18 protein-coding genes are annotated in these 17,167 nt (G+C 64.0%); 17 read left to right on the forward strand and 1 reads right to left on the reverse strand.

Annotated features, from left to right (window positions below):
- Positions 1-165: 165 nt before the first annotated feature.
- Positions 166-1,557 carry an aminotransferase-like domain-containing protein gene (locus tag BLT00_RS04385; protein WP_092145810.1) on the reverse strand — a complete coding sequence of 464 codons (1,392 nt, stop codon included), beginning with the start codon at positions 1,555-1,557 and terminating at the stop codon, positions 166-168.
- 136 nt (positions 1,558-1,693) lie between these two features.
- Here BLT00_RS04385 and BLT00_RS04390 point away from each other — a divergent pair, with 136 nt between their 5' ends.
- From BLT00_RS04390 to BLT00_RS04470, 17 genes are all read left to right on the forward strand, one after another.
- On the forward strand, positions 1,694-2,860 hold the full coding sequence (locus tag BLT00_RS04390) for an MFS transporter (protein ID WP_092145812.1): 1,167 nt from the start codon (positions 1,694-1,696) through the stop codon (positions 2,858-2,860).
- 203 nt (positions 2,861-3,063) lie between these two features.
- On the forward strand, positions 3,064-3,735 hold the full coding sequence (locus tag BLT00_RS04395) for a GntR family transcriptional regulator (protein WP_063320817.1): 672 nt from the start codon (positions 3,064-3,066) through the stop codon (positions 3,733-3,735).
- Positions 3,736-3,847: 112 nt separating this feature from the next.
- Positions 3,848-4,780: a 4-hydroxyproline epimerase gene (locus BLT00_RS04400; RefSeq protein ID WP_092145814.1), complete on the forward strand. Its 933-nt coding sequence runs from the start codon at positions 3,848-3,850 to the stop codon at positions 4,778-4,780.
- The gene (locus tag BLT00_RS04405; protein ID WP_092145816.1) at positions 4,777-5,892 is read left to right on the forward strand and encodes an NAD(P)/FAD-dependent oxidoreductase; all 1,116 of its coding nucleotides are present in this window, start codon (positions 4,777-4,779) and stop codon (positions 5,890-5,892) included. Before BLT00_RS04400 ends, BLT00_RS04405 begins: the two co-directional genes overlap by 4 nt.
- Before the next feature lie 191 nt (positions 5,893-6,083).
- Complete coding sequence (locus BLT00_RS04410) at positions 6,084-6,320, forward strand: 2Fe-2S iron-sulfur cluster-binding protein (protein ID WP_060742051.1); 237 nt, start codon at positions 6,084-6,086, stop codon at positions 6,318-6,320.
- A complete protein-coding gene (locus tag BLT00_RS04415; protein ID WP_092145818.1) occupies positions 6,317-7,573 on the forward strand; it encodes an NAD(P)/FAD-dependent oxidoreductase in 1,257 nt (418 codons plus the stop codon). Before BLT00_RS04410 ends, BLT00_RS04415 begins: the two co-directional genes overlap by 4 nt.
- Before the next feature lie 120 nt (positions 7,574-7,693).
- Complete coding sequence (locus tag BLT00_RS04420) at positions 7,694-8,443, forward strand: AraC family transcriptional regulator (RefSeq protein ID WP_092145820.1); 750 nt, start codon at positions 7,694-7,696, stop codon at positions 8,441-8,443.
- A gap of 233 nt (positions 8,444-8,676) precedes the next feature.
- Entirely contained in the window at positions 8,677-9,495 is an 819-nt protein-coding gene (locus BLT00_RS04425) for an ABC transporter substrate-binding protein (RefSeq protein ID WP_092145822.1), read from the forward strand.
- A gap of 10 nt (positions 9,496-9,505) precedes the next feature.
- A complete protein-coding gene (locus BLT00_RS04430) occupies positions 9,506-11,281 on the forward strand; it encodes a cis-3-hydroxy-L-proline dehydratase (protein ID WP_092145824.1) in 1,776 nt (591 codons plus the stop codon).
- On the forward strand, positions 11,274-11,939 hold the full coding sequence (locus BLT00_RS04435) for an amino acid ABC transporter permease (protein ID WP_060742046.1): 666 nt from the start codon (positions 11,274-11,276) through the stop codon (positions 11,937-11,939). Before BLT00_RS04430 ends, BLT00_RS04435 begins: the two co-directional genes overlap by 8 nt.
- A 12-nt stretch (positions 11,940-11,951) precedes the next feature.
- Positions 11,952-12,602: an amino acid ABC transporter permease gene (locus tag BLT00_RS04440; RefSeq protein WP_003202560.1), complete on the forward strand. Its 651-nt coding sequence runs from the start codon at positions 11,952-11,954 to the stop codon at positions 12,600-12,602.
- The gene (locus tag BLT00_RS04445; RefSeq protein ID WP_092145826.1) at positions 12,595-13,317 is read left to right on the forward strand and encodes an amino acid ABC transporter ATP-binding protein; all 723 of its coding nucleotides are present in this window, start codon (positions 12,595-12,597) and stop codon (positions 13,315-13,317) included. Before BLT00_RS04440 ends, BLT00_RS04445 begins: the two co-directional genes overlap by 8 nt.
- Before the next feature lie 108 nt (positions 13,318-13,425).
- Positions 13,426-14,454, forward strand: a complete 1,029-nt coding sequence (locus BLT00_RS04450) for a trans-3-hydroxy-L-proline dehydratase (RefSeq protein ID WP_092145828.1) — start codon at positions 13,426-13,428, stop codon at positions 14,452-14,454.
- Positions 14,455-14,668: 214 nt separating this feature from the next.
- Positions 14,669-15,586, forward strand: a complete 918-nt coding sequence (locus tag BLT00_RS04455) for a dihydrodipicolinate synthase family protein (RefSeq protein WP_063320805.1) — start codon at positions 14,669-14,671, stop codon at positions 15,584-15,586.
- Positions 15,587-15,723: 137 nt separating this feature from the next.
- On the forward strand, positions 15,724-16,278 hold the full coding sequence (locus tag BLT00_RS04460; RefSeq protein ID WP_092145830.1) for a DinB family protein: 555 nt from the start codon (positions 15,724-15,726) through the stop codon (positions 16,276-16,278).
- A gap of 25 nt (positions 16,279-16,303) precedes the next feature.
- Positions 16,304-16,654, forward strand: coding sequence for a DUF6152 family protein (locus BLT00_RS04465; RefSeq protein WP_092145832.1), 351 nt, complete (start codon positions 16,304-16,306; stop codon positions 16,652-16,654).
- Positions 16,654-17,157 carry a DUF6644 family protein gene (locus BLT00_RS04470; protein WP_092145834.1) on the forward strand — a complete coding sequence of 168 codons (504 nt, stop codon included), beginning with the start codon at positions 16,654-16,656 and terminating at the stop codon, positions 17,155-17,157. The genes BLT00_RS04465 and BLT00_RS04470 overlap by 1 nt, the downstream gene beginning before the upstream one ends.
- Positions 17,158-17,167 lie beyond the last annotated feature (10 nt).

Here is a 17,167-nt window from a genome sequence, read left to right on the forward strand (position 1 = left end):
CGGGAGGCTGACAAGAATGTGTCGCGAAAGATACAGCAACTCATTTCTGTTTGATATCTATTCCCATTAACGCCGATATTTTTTGTGACCGGTCAGTCCGTCATCGCGAGCAAGCTTTGCTCCACAGGGGATTGCTCGCGATGACGCAGAACAATTTCCCAAACCCTACTGAGCCACCGCAGTCGACTCCTGCTCCACCCGCTGGAAGAACACCTGCGCCCGATGATCCTGGGTATAGGCCACATTCAACCGCAACCAATCGCACGCCTCGCCCTGGGGCAGGAACGTCGAGCCTTGGGACAGTTGGATTTGCAGCTCCCGGGCGATCTGCTGCACCCGTTGTGCCGCCAGGTACCGAGGCCTGGCCCAGACGAACATCCCCCCCAGCGGCTCGGCAAACACCTCCCAGTGGGCTGGGTCCAGTTGGCGCAGCGTACTTGCCATCTGCTTGTTCAGGCGCTGGCGCAAGCGCTGGATCAACTTGCGATAAGCACCGTTGGCCAGCAACGTCGCCACCACGTTTTCTGCCAGCAGCGAACAACCGATGCCGGTAATCATCTTGACTTCGGCCAGGCGCTGGATGATCTCGGGATGGGCGACCACGTAACCGATGCGCAGCGAACTGGACAGCGTCTTGGAAAAACTCGCCAGGTAGATCACCCGGTCCAAGGCATCCAGGGAGGCCAGGCGTGAGGTCGGACCATTCTGGAAATCGGCGTAGATGTCGTCCTCGATGAGGCGGAAGTCATGGGCCGTTGCCAGTTGCAGCAGACGATAAGCCACGCTTGGCGCCAGGCTGGTGCCAGTGGGGTTCTGGTACATGATGTTGATGAAGAAATACGAGGGCTTATGCTCGCCGAGAAGCTGTTCCAGGCGGGCGATGTCCGGGCCTTGGGCGGTTCTCGGCACCGCCACGGTCTTGACCCCATTCAGTTTCAGCAGATTGAACAGGTTGTAGTAGCCAGGACTTTCCACCAGCACCAGGTCACCGGGCTTGAGCAGGGTTCGCACCAGCAGGTCGAGGCCCTGGCTGGCACCTTGGGTGGTGATGATTTGCGTCGGGTCGACATGAATATCGATCAGGCCCAGGCGCTTTTGAAGGTGCAGGCGCAGATGAGGCGAGCCCAGCGGGGTGCTGTAGTTGAACAACGCATGGTTGTCGCTGCGCACCACTTGGCGGATCGCCTGGCCCAGGTCGGTGTCGTCGCGCCAGGCATCGGGCAGCCAGCCACACCCCAGCTTGAGCTGCGTCGACTCATTGTCGAACAACCGCCACCGCGCGTTATCCGTTTCCGGCTCCGGCTCCACGGGCCGGACCAACTGCTGCGCGACAAAAAAACCCGCGCCATGTCGAGACTCCAGTACCCCGCTGGCAACGAGTTGGTCATAGGCCTTGATCACGCTCGACAGGCTCAAGCTGTTTTCCCGGGCCAGTTGACGAATGGACGGCATGCGCGCACCGGGGCGGATGCCATGGGCGTTGATCCAGCCCATGAGGTGCGTCACGAGCTGCCGGATCACAGGCTCGGCAACGTTGCGATCAATCTTCAGGTCCACGGCTGGCACTCTTGGCTAAGTGTTCTCGAATTTCGAGCGAACAGTTAAGCACAAATGGCCTGGGTCTGTTCCTTGTTTGCGCTGTGCCCGGCAGTGATAGTCCCCGAGACTTCATGCACACCTCTAAGGAACACCCTTGAACCCATCGCATCGACATTCCTGGGGACTGGCTTTCGGCCTTTGCCTGATCACCCTTGCGGTCAACCTGCAGGCGCCGCTGTACACCACCTACGCGCAGTTGTCCGGCTACGGGGCCGGAGCCACGGCGGTGGCGTTTTCCGGTTATGTGCTGGGCGTACTGCCGGTCCTGCTGGCGTTCGGCGGGCTGGCCGACCGGGTGGGACGCAAGCCGTTGATCCTGGTCGCCCTCGGGCTGTCGATGCTGGCGACGCTGGTGACACTGCTCTGGCCGAGCCTGGAAGCCCTGGGCGTGGCGCGCCTGATGATGGGGGTCGGCACAGGGCTGGCCTCGGCCACATCAACCGCCTATATGGCCGAGCTCATGGCAACCCGCGATCCCCGCTCGCCGGCCAACCGGGTCACCGCCAGCACCTCCCTGGGCTTTGGCCTGGGCGCGGCGTTGACCAGTCTGTTCCTGTTCGTCCATCACAGCGCCACGCCCGGCAGCTTCTGGTTGCAGTTGATGCTGGCTGCAATGGCGATCGTCGTGGTCTGGCGCTTACCGGACCCGGCGCAGAAAATCAAAGATGCACCGTTGCTGCGCCTGCCGTTGTTTCCCGCCGGCAGCCTGCCCTACAGTTTTTCCATGCTGTTGGCCTGGGCGACCTCGGGCCTGGTCATTGCCATATTGCCATCGGTGCTGGCGACCCGCGACTTGCAGCGTTGGTCGGGCCTGTCGACCTTTACGGTGATCAGTTGCGGCTTGCTCTTCCAGCCCTGGGTTCGACGCATGCAGCCGGCCAGGGCCACGGGCTTGGGCCTGTTGATCCTGCCTGCGAGCTACGCGTTGCTGGCCTGGGGCGCGAGCGCCGGCTCCCTGCTCGCCGTGTTGCTGGGAGCGCTGGGCGCCAGCAGCGCTTGCTACGGTTTCCTGTACTTGGGTGGGTTGTCGGCCGTCACGGCCATGGCTGGCGCGGAAAAGGCCCGGGTCAGTGCCGGGTTTTTCCTGTTCGCCTATGTCGGGTTCAGCATCCCGGTGGTGGTGACCGGGTTGCTGGCCGATCATTTCGGCGCGGACGTGGCGTTGATCGTGTTCGGCCTGGCGTTATTGGCTGGGGTGTCTGTTACCGGATGGCGCATCGTCCGGACCGAGGCTTATGTGAGCCACCTGTCCCACGGCTGAAACAACCAACCGGTGGCGAGGGAGCTTGCTCCCGCTGGGTTGCGCAGCGACCCCAACATTCTGCGATTGCTGCGCAATCGAGCGGGAGCAAGCTCCCTCGCCACAGAGGCTGACTGAAGGATTGGGGAAGCCTTGGACAGCTCGACACTGCGCTCGGCAAAGTCGTATACCATATCCCCACCTAAGCCGAACGACCCGCCGCCGTGACTTTATCCAAGTTCAACCTGCCTGATCTGGGCAACACCCCTTCCACCTCGGAAATCATCACCCGCCATCTGCGCGATGCCATCGTGGCCGGGCACTTTGCCGAGGACGAGCCTATTCGCCAGGATGACATCGCCCGGCAGTTCAACGTCAGCAAGATCCCCGTGCGCGAAGCCCTCAAGCGCCTGGAGGCCGAGGGCCTGGTGATGTTCCAGCGCAATCGCGGGGCGATGGTGACGCGCATTTCCGAGGCAGAGCTGGCGCAAATGTTCGAAGTGCGGATGCTGCTGGAAGACAAAGTACTGCGCCTGGCGATTCCCAACATGACCGAAGCCACCTTCGCCCGCGCCGAAAGCATCTGCCGGGAGTTCATCGGTGAAGACGACGTAGGGCGTTGGGCGGAACTGAACTGGCAGCTGCATGCCTGCCTCTACGAACCGGCGCAGCGGCCGTTCATGGTGAGTCTGATCCGCTCGGTCCACGACAAGCTGGAGCGTTATTTGCGCATGCAGATGAGCCTTTCGGCCGGCAAGGAGCGCGCCGATCACGAGCACCGGGAAATCATCAAGGCCTGCCGCGCCGGTGACGTCGAGCGAGCCGTGATGCTGCTGGACGAACACATCGCCGGGGTCTGCGAGACCTTGTTCAAGTTCCTGCCTTCCAGCCATTGATGGGCCGGCACTGTGCCGATTTCGTCATCGGCGACAGGTAAAACCATCAAGCCGTCGCCCCCTGGCGCGGGCCACGCTTGCCGTCACTCATCTGAACGGACGTGGCCCTCCCATGAAACGCATCACCGTGATCGACTCCCATACCGGCGGCGAACCGACCCGACTGGTCACTGGCGGTTTTCCTGACCTGGGCCAGGGCAGCATGGCCGAGCGCAAGCAACGCCTGGCCACGGAACACGACGCCTGGCGCACCGCCTGCGTGCTGGAACCGCGGGGCAGCGATGTGCTGGTGGGGGCGCTGCTCTGCGAGCCGGAGGACCCGAGCGCCTGTGCCGGCGTGATCTTTTTCAACAACAGCGGCTACCTGGGCATGTGCGGCCACGGCACCATCGGCCTCGTGGCGTCACTGGCCCACCTGGGTAGGATCGGCCCCGGCGTGCACAGCATTGAAACCCCGGTGGGCACGGTACAGGCAACCTTGCACGAAGACCGCTCGGTCAGCGTACGCAACGTGCCGGCCTACCGTTACCGCAAGGCCCTGGCCCTGGAGGTGCCCGGCATCGGCCAGGTGGTGGGCGACGTGGCCTGGGGCGGCAATTGGTTTTTCCTGATCGCCGAACATGGCCAACGCGTGGCCGGCGATAACCTCGACGCGTTGACCGCCTACACCTACGCCGTACAGCAAACCTTGGAGCAGCAGGGTTTTCGCGGCGAGGACGGCGGCTTGATCGACCACATCGAACTGTTTGCCGACGACCCGCAAGCCGACAGCCGCAACTTCGTGCTCTGTCCCGGCAAGGCCTATGACCGCTCCCCTTGCGGTACCGGCACCAGCGCCAAACTGGCGTGCCTGGCGGCCGATGGAAAACTGCAACCCGGCCAGATCTGGCGCCAGGCCAGTGTCATTGGCAGCGAGTTCGAGGGCTCCTACGAGCGCTCGGGCGAGCGCGTCGTGCCGACCATTCGCGGTCGCGCCTACATCAGCGCCGAAACCACACTGATCATCGAAGCCGATGACCCGTTCGCCTGGGGCATTCGTCCGTGAGCGAAGGCCATGTCGCCGACGTGATCATCATCGGCGCGGGCATCATCGGTGCGGCCTGTGCCCAGGCATTGGCCCGACGCAACGTCAACGTGTTGGTGCTGGACGCCGGTTGGCACGGCGCCACGGCGGCCGGCATGGGGCACCTGCTGGTGCTCGATGACAACCCGGCGGAGCTGGCCCTCAGTCAATATTCCCTGCAACGCTGGCGCGAGCTGGCCCCAGCCCTGCCCGACGGCTGCGCCTGGCGCAACAACGGCACCTTGTGGCTGGCGGCCAATGCCGAAGAAATGGCGGTGGCCCATAGCAAATACCTGAACCTGCTGGCCCATGACGAAGCCTGTGAGCTGATCGGCCACGCCGCGCTGCATCAGCGTGAACCCGAGCTGCGCCCGGGGCTGGAAGGTGGGTTGCTGATCAAGGGTGACGGCATCCTCTACGCCCCGGCGGCCGCGCGCTGGATGCTGGACGCGCCCACCATTCGCCAGCAACGGGCGCAGGTCAGCGAAGTTGACGGTCATCGCGTGCGCCTTGATGACGGTCGCTGGTTGAGCGCCGAAGCGGTGGTCCTCGCCAATGGCATCCAGGCCACTGAATTGTGCCCGGAGTTGCCGATCGTGCCGAAGAAGGGCCACCTGCTGATCACCGACCGCTACCCCGCTACCGTCACCCACACCCTGGTGGAACTGGGCTACGTCACCAGCGCCCATAACGCCAGCGGACCGTCAGTGGCGTGCAATATACAGCCGCGCCCGACCGGGCAATTGTTCATTGGCGCCTCGCGGCAGTTCGGCACGCTTGACCCTCAGGTGGAAGGCTGGATGCTGGCGAAGATGCTCAAGCGCGCCGTCGAATACCTGCCAGGATTGGCGCATCTGAACGGCATCAGGGCCTGGACCGGTTTTCGCGCAGCGAGCCCCGACGGCTTGCCCCTGGTGGGCCAACATCCACAGCGCCAGGGACTGTGGCTGGCGGTGGGTCACGAAGGCCTGGGGGTCACCACGGCACCGGCGACGGCCGACCTGCTGGTCGCCCAACTGTTCAACGAAACTTCGCCGCTGGCGCCTCAAGCTTACCTGCCGCAGCGTTTCCTTGGAGAGCCGGCCCATGCCTGAAGCCCGACACAAGTCCTTGTGGCGAGGGAGCTTGCTCCCGCCGGATTGCGCAGCAGTCCCCTGGATTGGCCTGACACACCGAGTTGTCAGATCGTTGTCGGGGCCGCTGCGCGCCCCAGCAGGAGCAAGCTCCCTCGCCACGGGATGGGCGTTTGGCGCTGATATCCCTTTACCCCTGGAGGATTGCTCCCATGCCTGATCTATTCCTCGACGGCCACCCCTTGTCAGTGGCCAACGGCACCAGCGTCGCGGCGGCACTGGCGTTGGGCGCGGATGGTTGCAGTCGCACCTCGGTCAGCGGCCAGCGCCGTGCGCCCTTGTGCGGCATGGGTATCTGCCAGGAGTGCCGGGTGCTGATCGACGGTCGTCGACGCCTGGCCTGCCAGACCTTGTGCCTCGATGGCATGCATGTGCAGACCCGACCATGAACGAAACCACCGACCTGCTGATCATCGGCGCCGGCCCCGCCGGCATGGCCGCCGCCCTCGCCGCAGCCAGCAGCGGCGCGCGCATCGTGCTGCTCGACGACAATCCGCTGCCCGGTGGGCAGATCTGGCGCGACGGCCCCCAGGCCAACCTGCCCAGCGCCGCCCGACGCCTGCGCGAGCAACTGCACACCTGCGCCAACGTACGTTGCCATGCCGGCACCCGTGTGATCGCCTGCGCGGCGGATAAAACCTTGCTGGTGGAAGATGCCGAGCGCGGCTGGCAAATCAGCTACGAGCGCTTGATTCTCTGCACCGGTGCCCGCGAACGACTGCTCCCGTTTCCCGGCTGGACACTCCCCGGCGTGACCGGTGCTGGCGGCTTGCAGGCGCTGATCAAGGGTGGCTTGCCGGTGCGCGGCGAACGGCTGGTCGTCGCTGGCAGCGGCCCCTTGCTACTGGCCAGCGCCGCCACGGCAAAGCATCAAGGTGCACAGGTGCTGCGCATCGCCGAGCAGGCCCGTCGCGGCGCCGTCGCCGGTTTCGCCGCACAACTGCCGCGCTGGCCGGGGAAGTTTTTCCAATCGTTCAGTCTGTTCGACCGGCACTACCGCACCGAAACCCACGTGGTGGAAGCGCTCGGTCGGGAACGGCTGGAGGGCGTGCGCCTGCATCAGCAAGGCAAGACGATTGAATTGGCCTGCGACCGGCTCGCCTGTGGTTTCGGGCTCATTCCCAATACCCAATTAGGCCAGGCCCTGGGTTGCGCGGTTGAAGACCAGGCGCTGGCGGTTGACGCCTGGCAAGCGACCACTCGCCATGAACATTATGCGGCAGGCGAATGCACCGGTTTCGGCGGCAGCGAACTGGCGCTGGTGGAAGGCGCCATCGCCGGCCATGCCGCCGTCGGCAATAGCGCGGCTGCCCAGCAACTGTGGCCGCGCCGCGCACGTTGGCAGGGTTTCGCCGGGGCATTGAACCAGGCCTTCGTCCTCGATCCACGGCTCAAGACCTTGGCCCGCAGCGACACCCTGGTCTGCCGCTGCGAAGACGTACCGTACGGCGAACTGGTCGGCCACGAAAACTGGCGCGAAGCAAAACTGGCAAGCCGCTGCGGCATGGGCGCCTGCCAGGGCCGAGTGTGCGGCGCCGCCCTGGAACACCTGTTCGGCTGGACACCGCCCGCCCCCCGCCCGCCCTTCAGCCCGGCGCGAATCGAAACCTTGCTGGCCCTGGAAGAAACCCCACCCACCTGACTGATCTGCACTCACCCCAATCCCCTGTGGGAGCGAGCCTGCTCGCGATAGCGGCGTGACAGACGGCGCATTTTCGATTGACACTCCGACATCGCTCCCACAAAAAAGACAACGCCGGCCATGTACCCCTCGCTCCCCCCCTTCGCCCCCTGCGACCTCGACACCCTGCTGCGCAGCCTGCAGCCCATCTCCGCGCTGCTGGACACCCTCGCTGACGTGGTGTTTTTCATCAAGGACAAGCAGGCCCGCTACGCCTTCGTCAACCAGACCCTGGCCCGCCGCTGCGGGTTCAAACACAGCGGCGACCTGCTCGGCCTCACCGCCGAACAGGTGTTCCCCGAGCGCTTCGGCCCGCTGTACACCGAACAGGACCGCCGGGTGCTGGCCAGCGGGCGGGAGCTGGCCGACCAACTCGAACTGCATTTGTATTACGGCAACCAACCCGTATGGTGCCTGACCCACAAGCTCGCCCTGCACGATCCAAACGGCCAGATCGTCGGCCTGGCCGGTATTTCCCGCGACCTGCAACTGCCGCAATCGGGCCATCCGGCGTTCCACAAACTGGCGGCGGTGGACGCCCATATCAAGCAGCACTTCGCCCGCCCCATCAGCCTTGCCGAGCTGACCGCCATTGCAGAATTGTCGGTGGCGCAATTGGAGCGGCACTGCAAGCGCATCTTCCAACTCACGCCGCGGCAGATGATTCACAAGGCACGGCTGGAAGAAGCCTCGCGGCTGTTACTCGACAAAGACCTGCCGATCACCGAGATCGCCCTGCGCTGCGGTTACACCGACCACAGCGCCTTCAGCCGCCAGTTCCGGGCCCTGACCAGCCTGTCCCCCAGCCAATATCGCGAGAATCAGCGCTGACCCTTGTTCCCTCATGGGGCATCGAGCCCCGTGGGTGCTCCCATCTGTAACACCCTGGCGCCAGCACCACCCTTGCCCTGCTCGTTACCGCCCGGCATGAAAGCCTCTGGACCAGCCCTCCGGTGGCATTACTGCGGCTCTACCAGAAACAGGCACGCTGATTGCTTATCTAATATCGTATACGAAATCCTCAATACGATATCTCACCGCATTTATTCGACAGCGAGGCATTTATGAAAAACCCTGCATTGGCCGTAGCCCTCAGCGTTGTCCTCACCCCGCTTTTCATCGCCCCCGCCCACGCCGACAAGCTCGACGACATCGTCGGCTCCGGCAAGCTGCGTTGCGCCGTGACCCTGGACTTCCCCCCGATGGGCTTTCGCGACGAAAGCAATAAACCGGCGGGATTCGACGTGGACTATTGCAACGATCTGGCGAAGGTCCTCGGTGTAGATGCCGAAGTGGTGGAAACCCCATTCTCCGACCGAATCCCCGCGCTGCTGTCCGGTCGCGCCGATGTCATCGTCGCCTCCACATCCGACACCTTGGAGCGAGCCAAGACCGTGGGCCTGACCGTGCCCTACTTCGCCTTCCAGATGGTCGTGCTGACCCGCGACAACACCGGCATCAACAGCTACGCCGACCTCAAGGGCAAAGCCCTGGGCAATACCAGCAGCACCTACGAAGCCATCGCCCTGGAGAAGGACCAGAAGAGCTGGGGCAGCGGCAGCTTCCGCGCCTACCAGTCGCAGAACGACACCTTGCTGGCCGTCGCCCAGGGGCACATCGATGCCACCGTGGTAACCAACACCGTGGCCGCCGCGACCATCAAGTCGGGCAAGTACAAGGGCCTGAAGATCGCCGGTGACGCGCCCTACGTCATCGACTACGTGTCCCTCGGTGCCAAGCGCAGCGAATACGGCCTGCTCAACTACCTCAACCTGTTCGTCAACCAGCAGGTGCGCACGGGTCGCTACAAGGAACTGTTCGTCAAATGGGTGGGCAGCGACATCCCGCCGGCCAACCTGACCGTTCCCCAGGTCTATTACTGAGGATCGGCGCATGCCAAGCACGCCTGTCCGTGTGAAAGGCCGCAGCCTGGTGGAGGGTGCCGCCCAGGGCGCCCTGCTGTTCGCCGAGGTGGGGCTGAGTTTCTGGGGCGGGGTCGATCCAGCCAGCGGCGAAGTCATCGACCGCCACCATCCCTTGAGTGGTCAGCGCCTGGCAGGGCGCGTGCTGGCGATCCCCAGCGGACGCGGCTCCTGCACCGGCAGCAGCGTCTTGATGGAGCTGATCAGCAACGGCCACGCACCCGCGGCCCTGGTGCTCGCCGAAGCCGATGAAATCCTGACCCTGGGCGTGCTGGTGGCGCAGGTGATTTTCCAACGCTCGCTGCCGGTGCTGTGCGTGGGGCATGAGGCCTTCAATGGGCTGCGCGGCCAGGGTTTCGTGCGCCTGGAAGGCGACGTCCTGACACTGTCTGGCCGGCCCCCAAACGACGGTTGGCAAGGTTCCGACGCAGCGCCGCAGCCGTCCACTTTCTCAACCCTGGAGCTGAACGAACAGGACCGGGCATTGCTCGACGGCACCCACGGCAAGGCTGCCCAAGTGGCGATGCAGATCGTGCTGCGCATGGCCGAGATCCAGGGCGCCACGCAACTGCTGGACGTGACCCAGGCCCACATCGACGGCTGTATCTACACAGGTCCAGCCAGCCTGCGCTTTGCCGAGCAACTGGTGCAGTGGGGGGCAAAGGTTCGCGTCCCCACCACGCTCAACTCCATCTCCGTGGACCAGCGGCGCTGGCGGGAACTGGGTGTCGATCCGGCCTTGGGCGAGCCGGCCAGTGCCTTGGGCGATGCCTACATGGCGATGGGTGCGCAACTGAGTTTCACCTGCGCGCCCTACCTGCTGGACACCGCGCCAAAGGCCGGCGAACAAATCGTCTGGGCTGAATCCAACGCCGTGGTCTACGCCAACAGCGTGCTGGGCGCGCGTACGCAGAAGTACCCGGACTTCCTCGATATCTGCATTGCCCTGTGCGGGCGAGCGCCGTTGACCGGCTGCCATCTCGACGACCCGCGCAAGGCCCGGCTGATCGTCGACGTGCCGGCGCTGGGTCACGTCGATGACAGTTTCTATCCGCTGCTGGGCTATCACATCGGCGGCCTGGCAGGCCGGCGCATTCCGTTGATACGTGGCCTGGAACACGCCGCGCCCACCCTGGACGACCTCAAGGCCTTTGGCGCCGCGTTCGCCACCACCAGCGCCGCGCCGTTGTTCCACATCGCCGGGGTGACGCCCGAAGCCCTTGATCCGGCCGATGTCCTGGAGCGCGACGTCACCTTGGCGCAGGAAAGCGTCGATGCCGCAGGCCTGCTTGCCAGTTGGCGTGAGCTCAACAGCGCCCGGGACAACTGGGTGGACGTGGTGTCCCTGGGCAATCCGCATTTCTCCCTCAGTGAATTCGCCACCCTCGCGACCTTGTGCGCCGGTCGGGTCAAGCATCCGTATGTGGTGCTGGCGATCACCTGCGGTCGGACGGTGTTGGAACAGGCGCGCAGAGCCGGGTATCTGGCCGCCATCGAGACCTTCGGTGCAGTGCTGGTGACCGACACCTGCTGGTGCATGTTGGGCGAACCGGTGATCCCGCCCCACGCCACCACCCTGATGACCAATTCCGGCAAATACGCCCACTACGCACCCGGCCTGGTCGGTCGCGGCGTGCACTTTGCCGCCCTTGCCGAATGCGTCGAGGCCGCGTGTACCGCCGCAACCGCCGGCCAGCCGCCGACGTGGCTGCAACCCACCCGCACCGGGAGCCAGCCCCATGTTTGACTACAGCTTCCAATGGCGCCCGGCCTTGCGCGCCCTGCCCGACATGCTCGCCGGGGCCTGGGTGACGTTCGAGACCGCTGCGCTGTCGATGATTTTCGGCGTACTGATCGCCCTGGTGCTGACGGTAATGCGCCAGGCCCCGAATCGCTTGCTGCGGGGCGTGGGCAATGGCTGGGTGTCCATCGCCCGCAACACGCCCTCGCTGTTCCAGATCTACATCCTCTACTTCGGCCTCGGCTCCCTCGGGCTGCACGTCAGTTCCTGGCTGGCCTTGCTGGCCGGGATCACCTTCAACAACGCCGGCTACCTGGCGGAAAACTTTCGCGGCGGTCTCAAGGCCGTGCCCGGTACGCAAATGCGCGCCGCCCGCTCCTTGGGGATGAGCGCCTTCCAGGCGTACCGGATGATCATCGTCCCGCAACTGTTGCGCATCGTGTTCTACCCGTTGACCAACCAGATGGTCTGGGCGGTGTTGATGACGTCCCTGGGCGTGGTCGTCGGCCTGAACAACGACCTCACCGGTGTCACCCAGGAATACAACGTCAAGACCTTCCGCACCTTCGAATACTTCGCCCTCGCGGCGGTGCTGTATTACCTGATCGCCAAGCTGATCGTCGGGTTGGCCCGGCTGTTGTCTTGGCGGCTGTTTCGGTATTGAGGAGCGTGGGTCATGTTCTCTACAAGCCTCAGCGTTAACGACCTGCTGTATTTGCTCGAAGGGGCCTGGGTCACGCTGCAACTGACCGTCTGGTCGATCCTTTTGGGCACCCTGGCCGGGTTGCTGTTCGGTCTGTTGCGGGCGTTGTTGCCACGGGCCAGCCTGCCGTTGGCCTGGTTGCTGGACGTGTTCCGCAGCGTGCCGCTGCTGATCCAGTTCGTGCTGTTCAACTCGCTCAAGAGCATCGCCGGCCTGAACCTCAGCGCCTTCGCCGTCGGTTGCATCGTCCTCGGCGTCTATGCCGCGGCTTACTTCACCGAGATCGTCCGCGGTGGCGTGCTGGCGGTGCCGTTGAGCACCCGCCGGGCCAGTCGGTCACTGGGCCTGAGCTATGTGCAGGACCTGCGCTTCATCGTCCTGCCGATTGCCACGCGGGTGGCGTTTCCCGGCTGGCTGAACCTGGTGCTGGGCGTGATGAAAGACACCGCGCTGGTGATGTGGATCGGCATCGTTGAATTGCTGCGGGCATCGCAAACCATCGTCACGCGCATTCAGGAACCCCTGCTGGTGCTGTGCATCGCGGGCCTCATTTACTACGTCATGAGCCTGGTGGTCGCCCGCCTTGGCGCACGCCTGGAAAGAAGGTGGCAGGAAAATGATTGAGATCGAAAACGTGCACAAATCCTTCGGTGACCTGGAGGTGGTCAAGGGCGTGAGCCTGACGGTGGACAAGGGTGAAGTGGTGTCGATCATCGGCGGTTCCGGCTCCGGTAAGTCGACTCTGCTGATGTGCATCAACGGCCTGGAACCGATCCAGAAAGGCAACATTCGCGTGGACGGCATCGAGGTTCATGACCGGACCACCGACCTCAATCGCCTGCGGCAGAAGATCGGCATCGTCTTCCAGCAATGGAACGCCTTCCCTCACCTGACCGTGCTGGAGAACGTGATGCTGGCGCCGCGCAAGGTGTTGGGCAAAAGCAAGCAGGACGCCGAAGCACTGGCGGTGCAACAGCTTGAGCATGTGGGCCTGGGGGACAAGCTCAAGGCCTTCCCAGGCAAGCTTTCCGGCGGCCAGCAGCAACGCATGGCCATCGCCCGAGCGCTGGCGATGTCGCCGGACTACATGCTCTTCGACGAAGCCACCTCGGCCCTGGACCCGCAACTGGTGGGTGAAGTGCTGGACACCATGCGCATGCTCGCCGAAGACGGCATGACCATGGTGCTGGTGACCCACGAGATCCGCTTCGCCCGGGACGTGTCCGACCGCGTGGCGTTCTTTTGCAATGGCCGGGTCCATGAGATCGGGCCGCCGGACCAGGTGATTGGCAACCCGATGCAGCCGGAGACGGCGGCGTTTCTCAAGTCGGTGAAATAGCGGATGGCCCTATCGCGAGCAAGCTCGCTCCCACAGGGGACCGCATTTCAATGTGGGAGCGAGCTTGCTCGCGATGAGGCTCTGCCAGATAACACAAGGATTTGATCCATGCGCTCATCAAAAATCATCCACGTCGTCAGTTGCCACGCCGAAGGCGAAGTCGGCGATGTGATCGTCGGCGGCGTCGCCCCACCACCCGGCGCCACCGTGTGGGAACAGTCACGCTGGATCGCCCAGGACCAGACCCTGCGCAACTTTGTCCTCAACGAACCCCGTGGCGGCGTGTTCCGCCACGTCAACCTGCTGGTGCCAGCCAAGGACCCGCGGGCGCAAATGGCCTGGATCATCATGGAACCGGCCGACACGCCGCCGATGTCCGGCTCCAACTCGCTGTGCGTCGCCACCGTGCTGCTGGACAGCGGCATCCTGCCGATGACCGAACCCCAGACCCGCCTGGTGCTCGAAGCGCCGGGCGGCCTGATCGAAGCGGTGGCCGACTGCCGCGACGGCAAGGTGCAACGGGTCGAGATCAAGAACGTGCCCTCCTTCGCCGACCGCCTCGATGCCTGGATCGAAGTCGAGGGGTTGGGCTCGTTGCAGGTGGACACCGCCTACGGCGGCGACAGCTTCGTCATCGTCGACGCCCAGCGCCTGGGCTTTGCCATTCGCCCCTTTGAGGCCGCCGAGCTGGTGGCCGTGGGCTTGAAGATCACCCGCGCCGCCAACGAACAACTGGGCTTCGTGCACCCGTTGAATCCTGATTGGTCGCACATCTCGTTCTGCCAGATCGCCGCGCCCATCGTCCAGGAAAACGGCATCGCCACCGGCGCCAATGCCGTGGTGATCCAGCCCGGCAAGATCGACCGCTCCCCCACCGGCACCGGTTGCTCGGCACGTATGGCGGTGCTGCACGCCAAGGGCTTGATGCAGGTCGGCGAGCGTTTTATCGGCCGCTCGATCATCGGCTCCGAATTCCACTGCCGCATCGACTCTTTGACCGACGTGGCCGGACGCCCGGCGATCTACCCGTGCATCGCCGGACGGGCGTGGATCACCGGGACCCATCAGCTGTTGCTCGACCCGGCCGATCCGTGGCCCCAGGGCTATCGGCTTTCGGACACCTGGCCTGGCGCATGAATTTCGAATCTTGCACATCCCCTGTGGCGAGGGAGCTTGCTCCCGCTGGGTCGCGCAGCGGCCCTCTGGATCTACCTGACACACCGAGTCGCCAGGTAGTGATTGGGGCCGCTTCGCAGCCCAGCGGGAGCAAGCTCCCTCGCCACAAAAGCTATGTACTCGACTCAACTTTACCTGCGTATATGAGAAATCCCCTTAACCACCGGAGACAACCATGAGCAAACGCATCAACTGGAGCGGCGTCTTCCCTGCCGTCACCACCCAATTCAACGATGACTTTTCCATCAATCTGGAAAAAACCCACCAAGTGATTTCCAACGTCATCCGTGATGGCGTTTCCGGCCTGGTGGTCTGCGGATCGGTGGGGGAAAACACCTCCTTGAGCGCCGAAGAAAAAATCGCCGTGACTGAAGTGGCGGTAGACGCCTCCCGCGGCCGCGTGCCGGTGATCTGCGGCGTGGCCGAGTTCACCAGCGTGCAGGCCGCCAAGGTCGCCAACGCGGTGCGTAAGGTCGGCGTCGACGGGGTGATGCTGATGCCGGCGCTGGTCTACGGCTCCAAGCCCTTCGAAACCGCCGAGCATTTCCGCTACGTGGCCCGCCACGCCGATGTGCCGCTGATGGTCTACAACAACCCGCCGATCTACAAGAATGACGTGACGCCGGACATCCTGATTTCCCTGGCCGATTGCGACAACGTGGTGTGTTTCAAGGATTCCTCCGGCGACACCCGGCGCTTCATCGACGTGCGCAATGAAGTCGGCGACCGCTTCGTGCTGTTCGCCGGCCTCGATGACGTAGTGCTGGAAAGCCTCGCCGTGGGAGCCGAAGGTTGGGTCTCGGGCATGTCCAACGTGTTCCCGCAGGAAGGCGAGACCATTTTCCGCCTGGCCCGCGCCGGACGCTTCGCCGAGGCGATGCCGATCTACGAATGGCTGATGCCGATCCTGCACCTGGACGCCCGCGCCGATCTGGTGCAATGCATCAAGCTGTGCGAAGCCATCGCCGGTCGCGGCAGCGCCCTCACCCGCCCACCGCGCCTGGCCTTGCCAGAGGAAGACCGGCTGTATGTGGAACAGATCATGGCCAAGGCCATGGCCAATCGGCCGGTGTTGCCGGATGTGGGGCTTTAAGGTCCGGCCTAACCCGCAAGCCCACCCTGTGGGAGAGGGCTTGCTCGCGGTAGCGGTCTGCCAGAGCCGGCTATGCTGGATGTGCCGTCCCTCTTCGCGAGCAAGCTCATTCCCACAACGTTTCGATGAGGCTTTCCATGAATTACTTCCTGGCCCAGGCCCTGAACAACCGATGGGCCAACCACAGACTGCTCGGCGCCTGCGCGCATCTGAGCGAGGCAGACTACAAGGCGCCGCGCACGGGGTTCTTCCCGTCCATCCAAGCCACGCTGTGCCACATCCTGGAAGTGGACCGTTATTACCTCACCGCTCTGGAAGGCGACCGGGACGGCCAGATAAAGGACTTTTCTGAAACCCTGGCCTTTGCCCAACTGAAGCAAAGCCAAACCCAAACCGACCAGCGGCTGGTGGCGTTCTGCGAAGCCCTGCGGGAAACAGACCTCGCCCGCTGCGTCGACCTGGTGCGGGCCGACGGTGTCGTGCGCGAACGAATCGACCGGCTGCTGTTGCACCTGTTCGAACATCAGATCCATCATCGTGGGCAGGTCCACACCATGCTCAGCGCCACCCACGTCGAGCCGCCACAACTCGATGAGTTCTTTCTCGACTGCGACCGACCGTTGCGCAAGGACGAGGAACAGCGGCTTCAACTCGATGAACGGCGGGTCTGGCGCGATTACGTGCCTGGTTGAACCGCCCCCAAAAGGAAACCTTGCCATGAACGTTATCCTTCGTTGCATCGGTTTGGCGTCAATGCTGATGGCCACGGCAGCACTCGCTCACCACGGCTGGAGTGAATACGACGCCAGCACCCCGTTGGAACTCGACGGCACCATCAAGGAAGCCGGTTACTCCCATCCCCATGGCTACGTGCACCTGCAGACCACCGACAAAACCTGGACCGTCGTGCTGGCCCCGCCGTCACGCATGGAGAATCGGGGCCTGACCAAAGACATGCTCAAAGCGGGTAACCGGGCCACCGTGGTCGGCTATGCAAACCGCAACAAACCCGACGAATTGCGCGCCGAACGCATCACCATCGACGACAAGACCACCGAGTTGCGCTGATGCAGGCCTCCCAGGCTGGCGCGACCCAAGGCTGGATGGACCAACTGGGGGATTCATCCCTGGCGCTGGCCATGCGCAGCGAGCTGTGGCTCTACCCGCTGGTGGAAGTCGTGCACATCATCGGCTTTTCGGTGCTGGTGGGCGCGGTGGTGATGTTCGACCTGCGTATCCTGGGGCTATCCAAGGGCATCGCCGTGACTGCCCTGGCCCGTCATCTGCTGACCTGGGCCATTGCGGCCCTGCTGCTGATCGTGCCTGCCGGGCTGATGATGTTCAGCGCGCACCCCCATGATTTTGCCGGCAACGACGTCTTCGTCCTCAAGCTCTGCCTGATCGCGACGGCGGGCCTCAACGCCCTGGTGTTCCACGTTGGAACCTACCGCGGCGTCCAGCAATGGAATATCGGCCACAAGGCACCCGGCCTGGCCAAAATCCAGGCGCTGGTGTCGATGGCGCTATGGATCGCGGTGATCTGCTGCGGCCGCCTGCTGGCTTATACCTGAAAAAATGCGA

Source organism: Pseudomonas sp. NFACC51 (assembly GCF_900103575.1).
Classification (GTDB): Bacteria; Pseudomonadota; Gammaproteobacteria; order Pseudomonadales; family Pseudomonadaceae; genus Aquipseudomonas; species Aquipseudomonas fluorescens_Q.

What these genes read in the sequence shown, in the direction of transcription:
- BLT00_RS04440 (WP_003202560.1), top strand. Translation starts at nt 11,952, where the DNA reads ATGTTCTCTACAAGCCTCAGCGTTAACGACCTGCTGTATTTGCTCGAA.
- BLT00_RS04400 (WP_092145814.1), top strand. Translation starts at nt 3,848, where the DNA reads ATGAAACGCATCACCGTGATCGACTCCCATACCGGCGGCGAACCGACC.
- BLT00_RS04420 (WP_092145820.1), top strand. Translation starts at nt 7,694, where the DNA reads ATGTACCCCTCGCTCCCCCCCTTCGCCCCCTGCGACCTCGACACCCTG.
- BLT00_RS04435 (WP_060742046.1), top strand. Translation starts at nt 11,274, where the DNA reads ATGTTTGACTACAGCTTCCAATGGCGCCCGGCCTTGCGCGCCCTGCCC.
- BLT00_RS04425 (WP_092145822.1), top strand. Translation starts at nt 8,677, where the DNA reads ATGAAAAACCCTGCATTGGCCGTAGCCCTCAGCGTTGTCCTCACCCCG.
- BLT00_RS04460 (WP_092145830.1), top strand. Translation starts at nt 15,724, where the DNA reads ATGAATTACTTCCTGGCCCAGGCCCTGAACAACCGATGGGCCAACCAC.
- BLT00_RS04415 (WP_092145818.1), top strand. Translation starts at nt 6,317, where the DNA reads ATGAACGAAACCACCGACCTGCTGATCATCGGCGCCGGCCCCGCCGGC.
- BLT00_RS04470 (WP_092145834.1), top strand. Translation starts at nt 16,654, where the DNA reads ATGCAGGCCTCCCAGGCTGGCGCGACCCAAGGCTGGATGGACCAACTG.
- BLT00_RS04450 (WP_092145828.1), top strand. Translation starts at nt 13,426, where the DNA reads ATGCGCTCATCAAAAATCATCCACGTCGTCAGTTGCCACGCCGAAGGC.
- BLT00_RS04465 (WP_092145832.1), top strand. Translation starts at nt 16,304, where the DNA reads ATGAACGTTATCCTTCGTTGCATCGGTTTGGCGTCAATGCTGATGGCC.
- BLT00_RS04445 (WP_092145826.1), top strand. Translation starts at nt 12,595, where the DNA reads ATGATTGAGATCGAAAACGTGCACAAATCCTTCGGTGACCTGGAGGTG.
- BLT00_RS04430 (WP_092145824.1), top strand. Translation starts at nt 9,506, where the DNA reads ATGCCAAGCACGCCTGTCCGTGTGAAAGGCCGCAGCCTGGTGGAGGGT.
- BLT00_RS04455 (WP_063320805.1), top strand. Translation starts at nt 14,669, where the DNA reads ATGAGCAAACGCATCAACTGGAGCGGCGTCTTCCCTGCCGTCACCACC.
- BLT00_RS04410 (WP_060742051.1), top strand. Translation starts at nt 6,084, where the DNA reads ATGCCTGATCTATTCCTCGACGGCCACCCCTTGTCAGTGGCCAACGGC.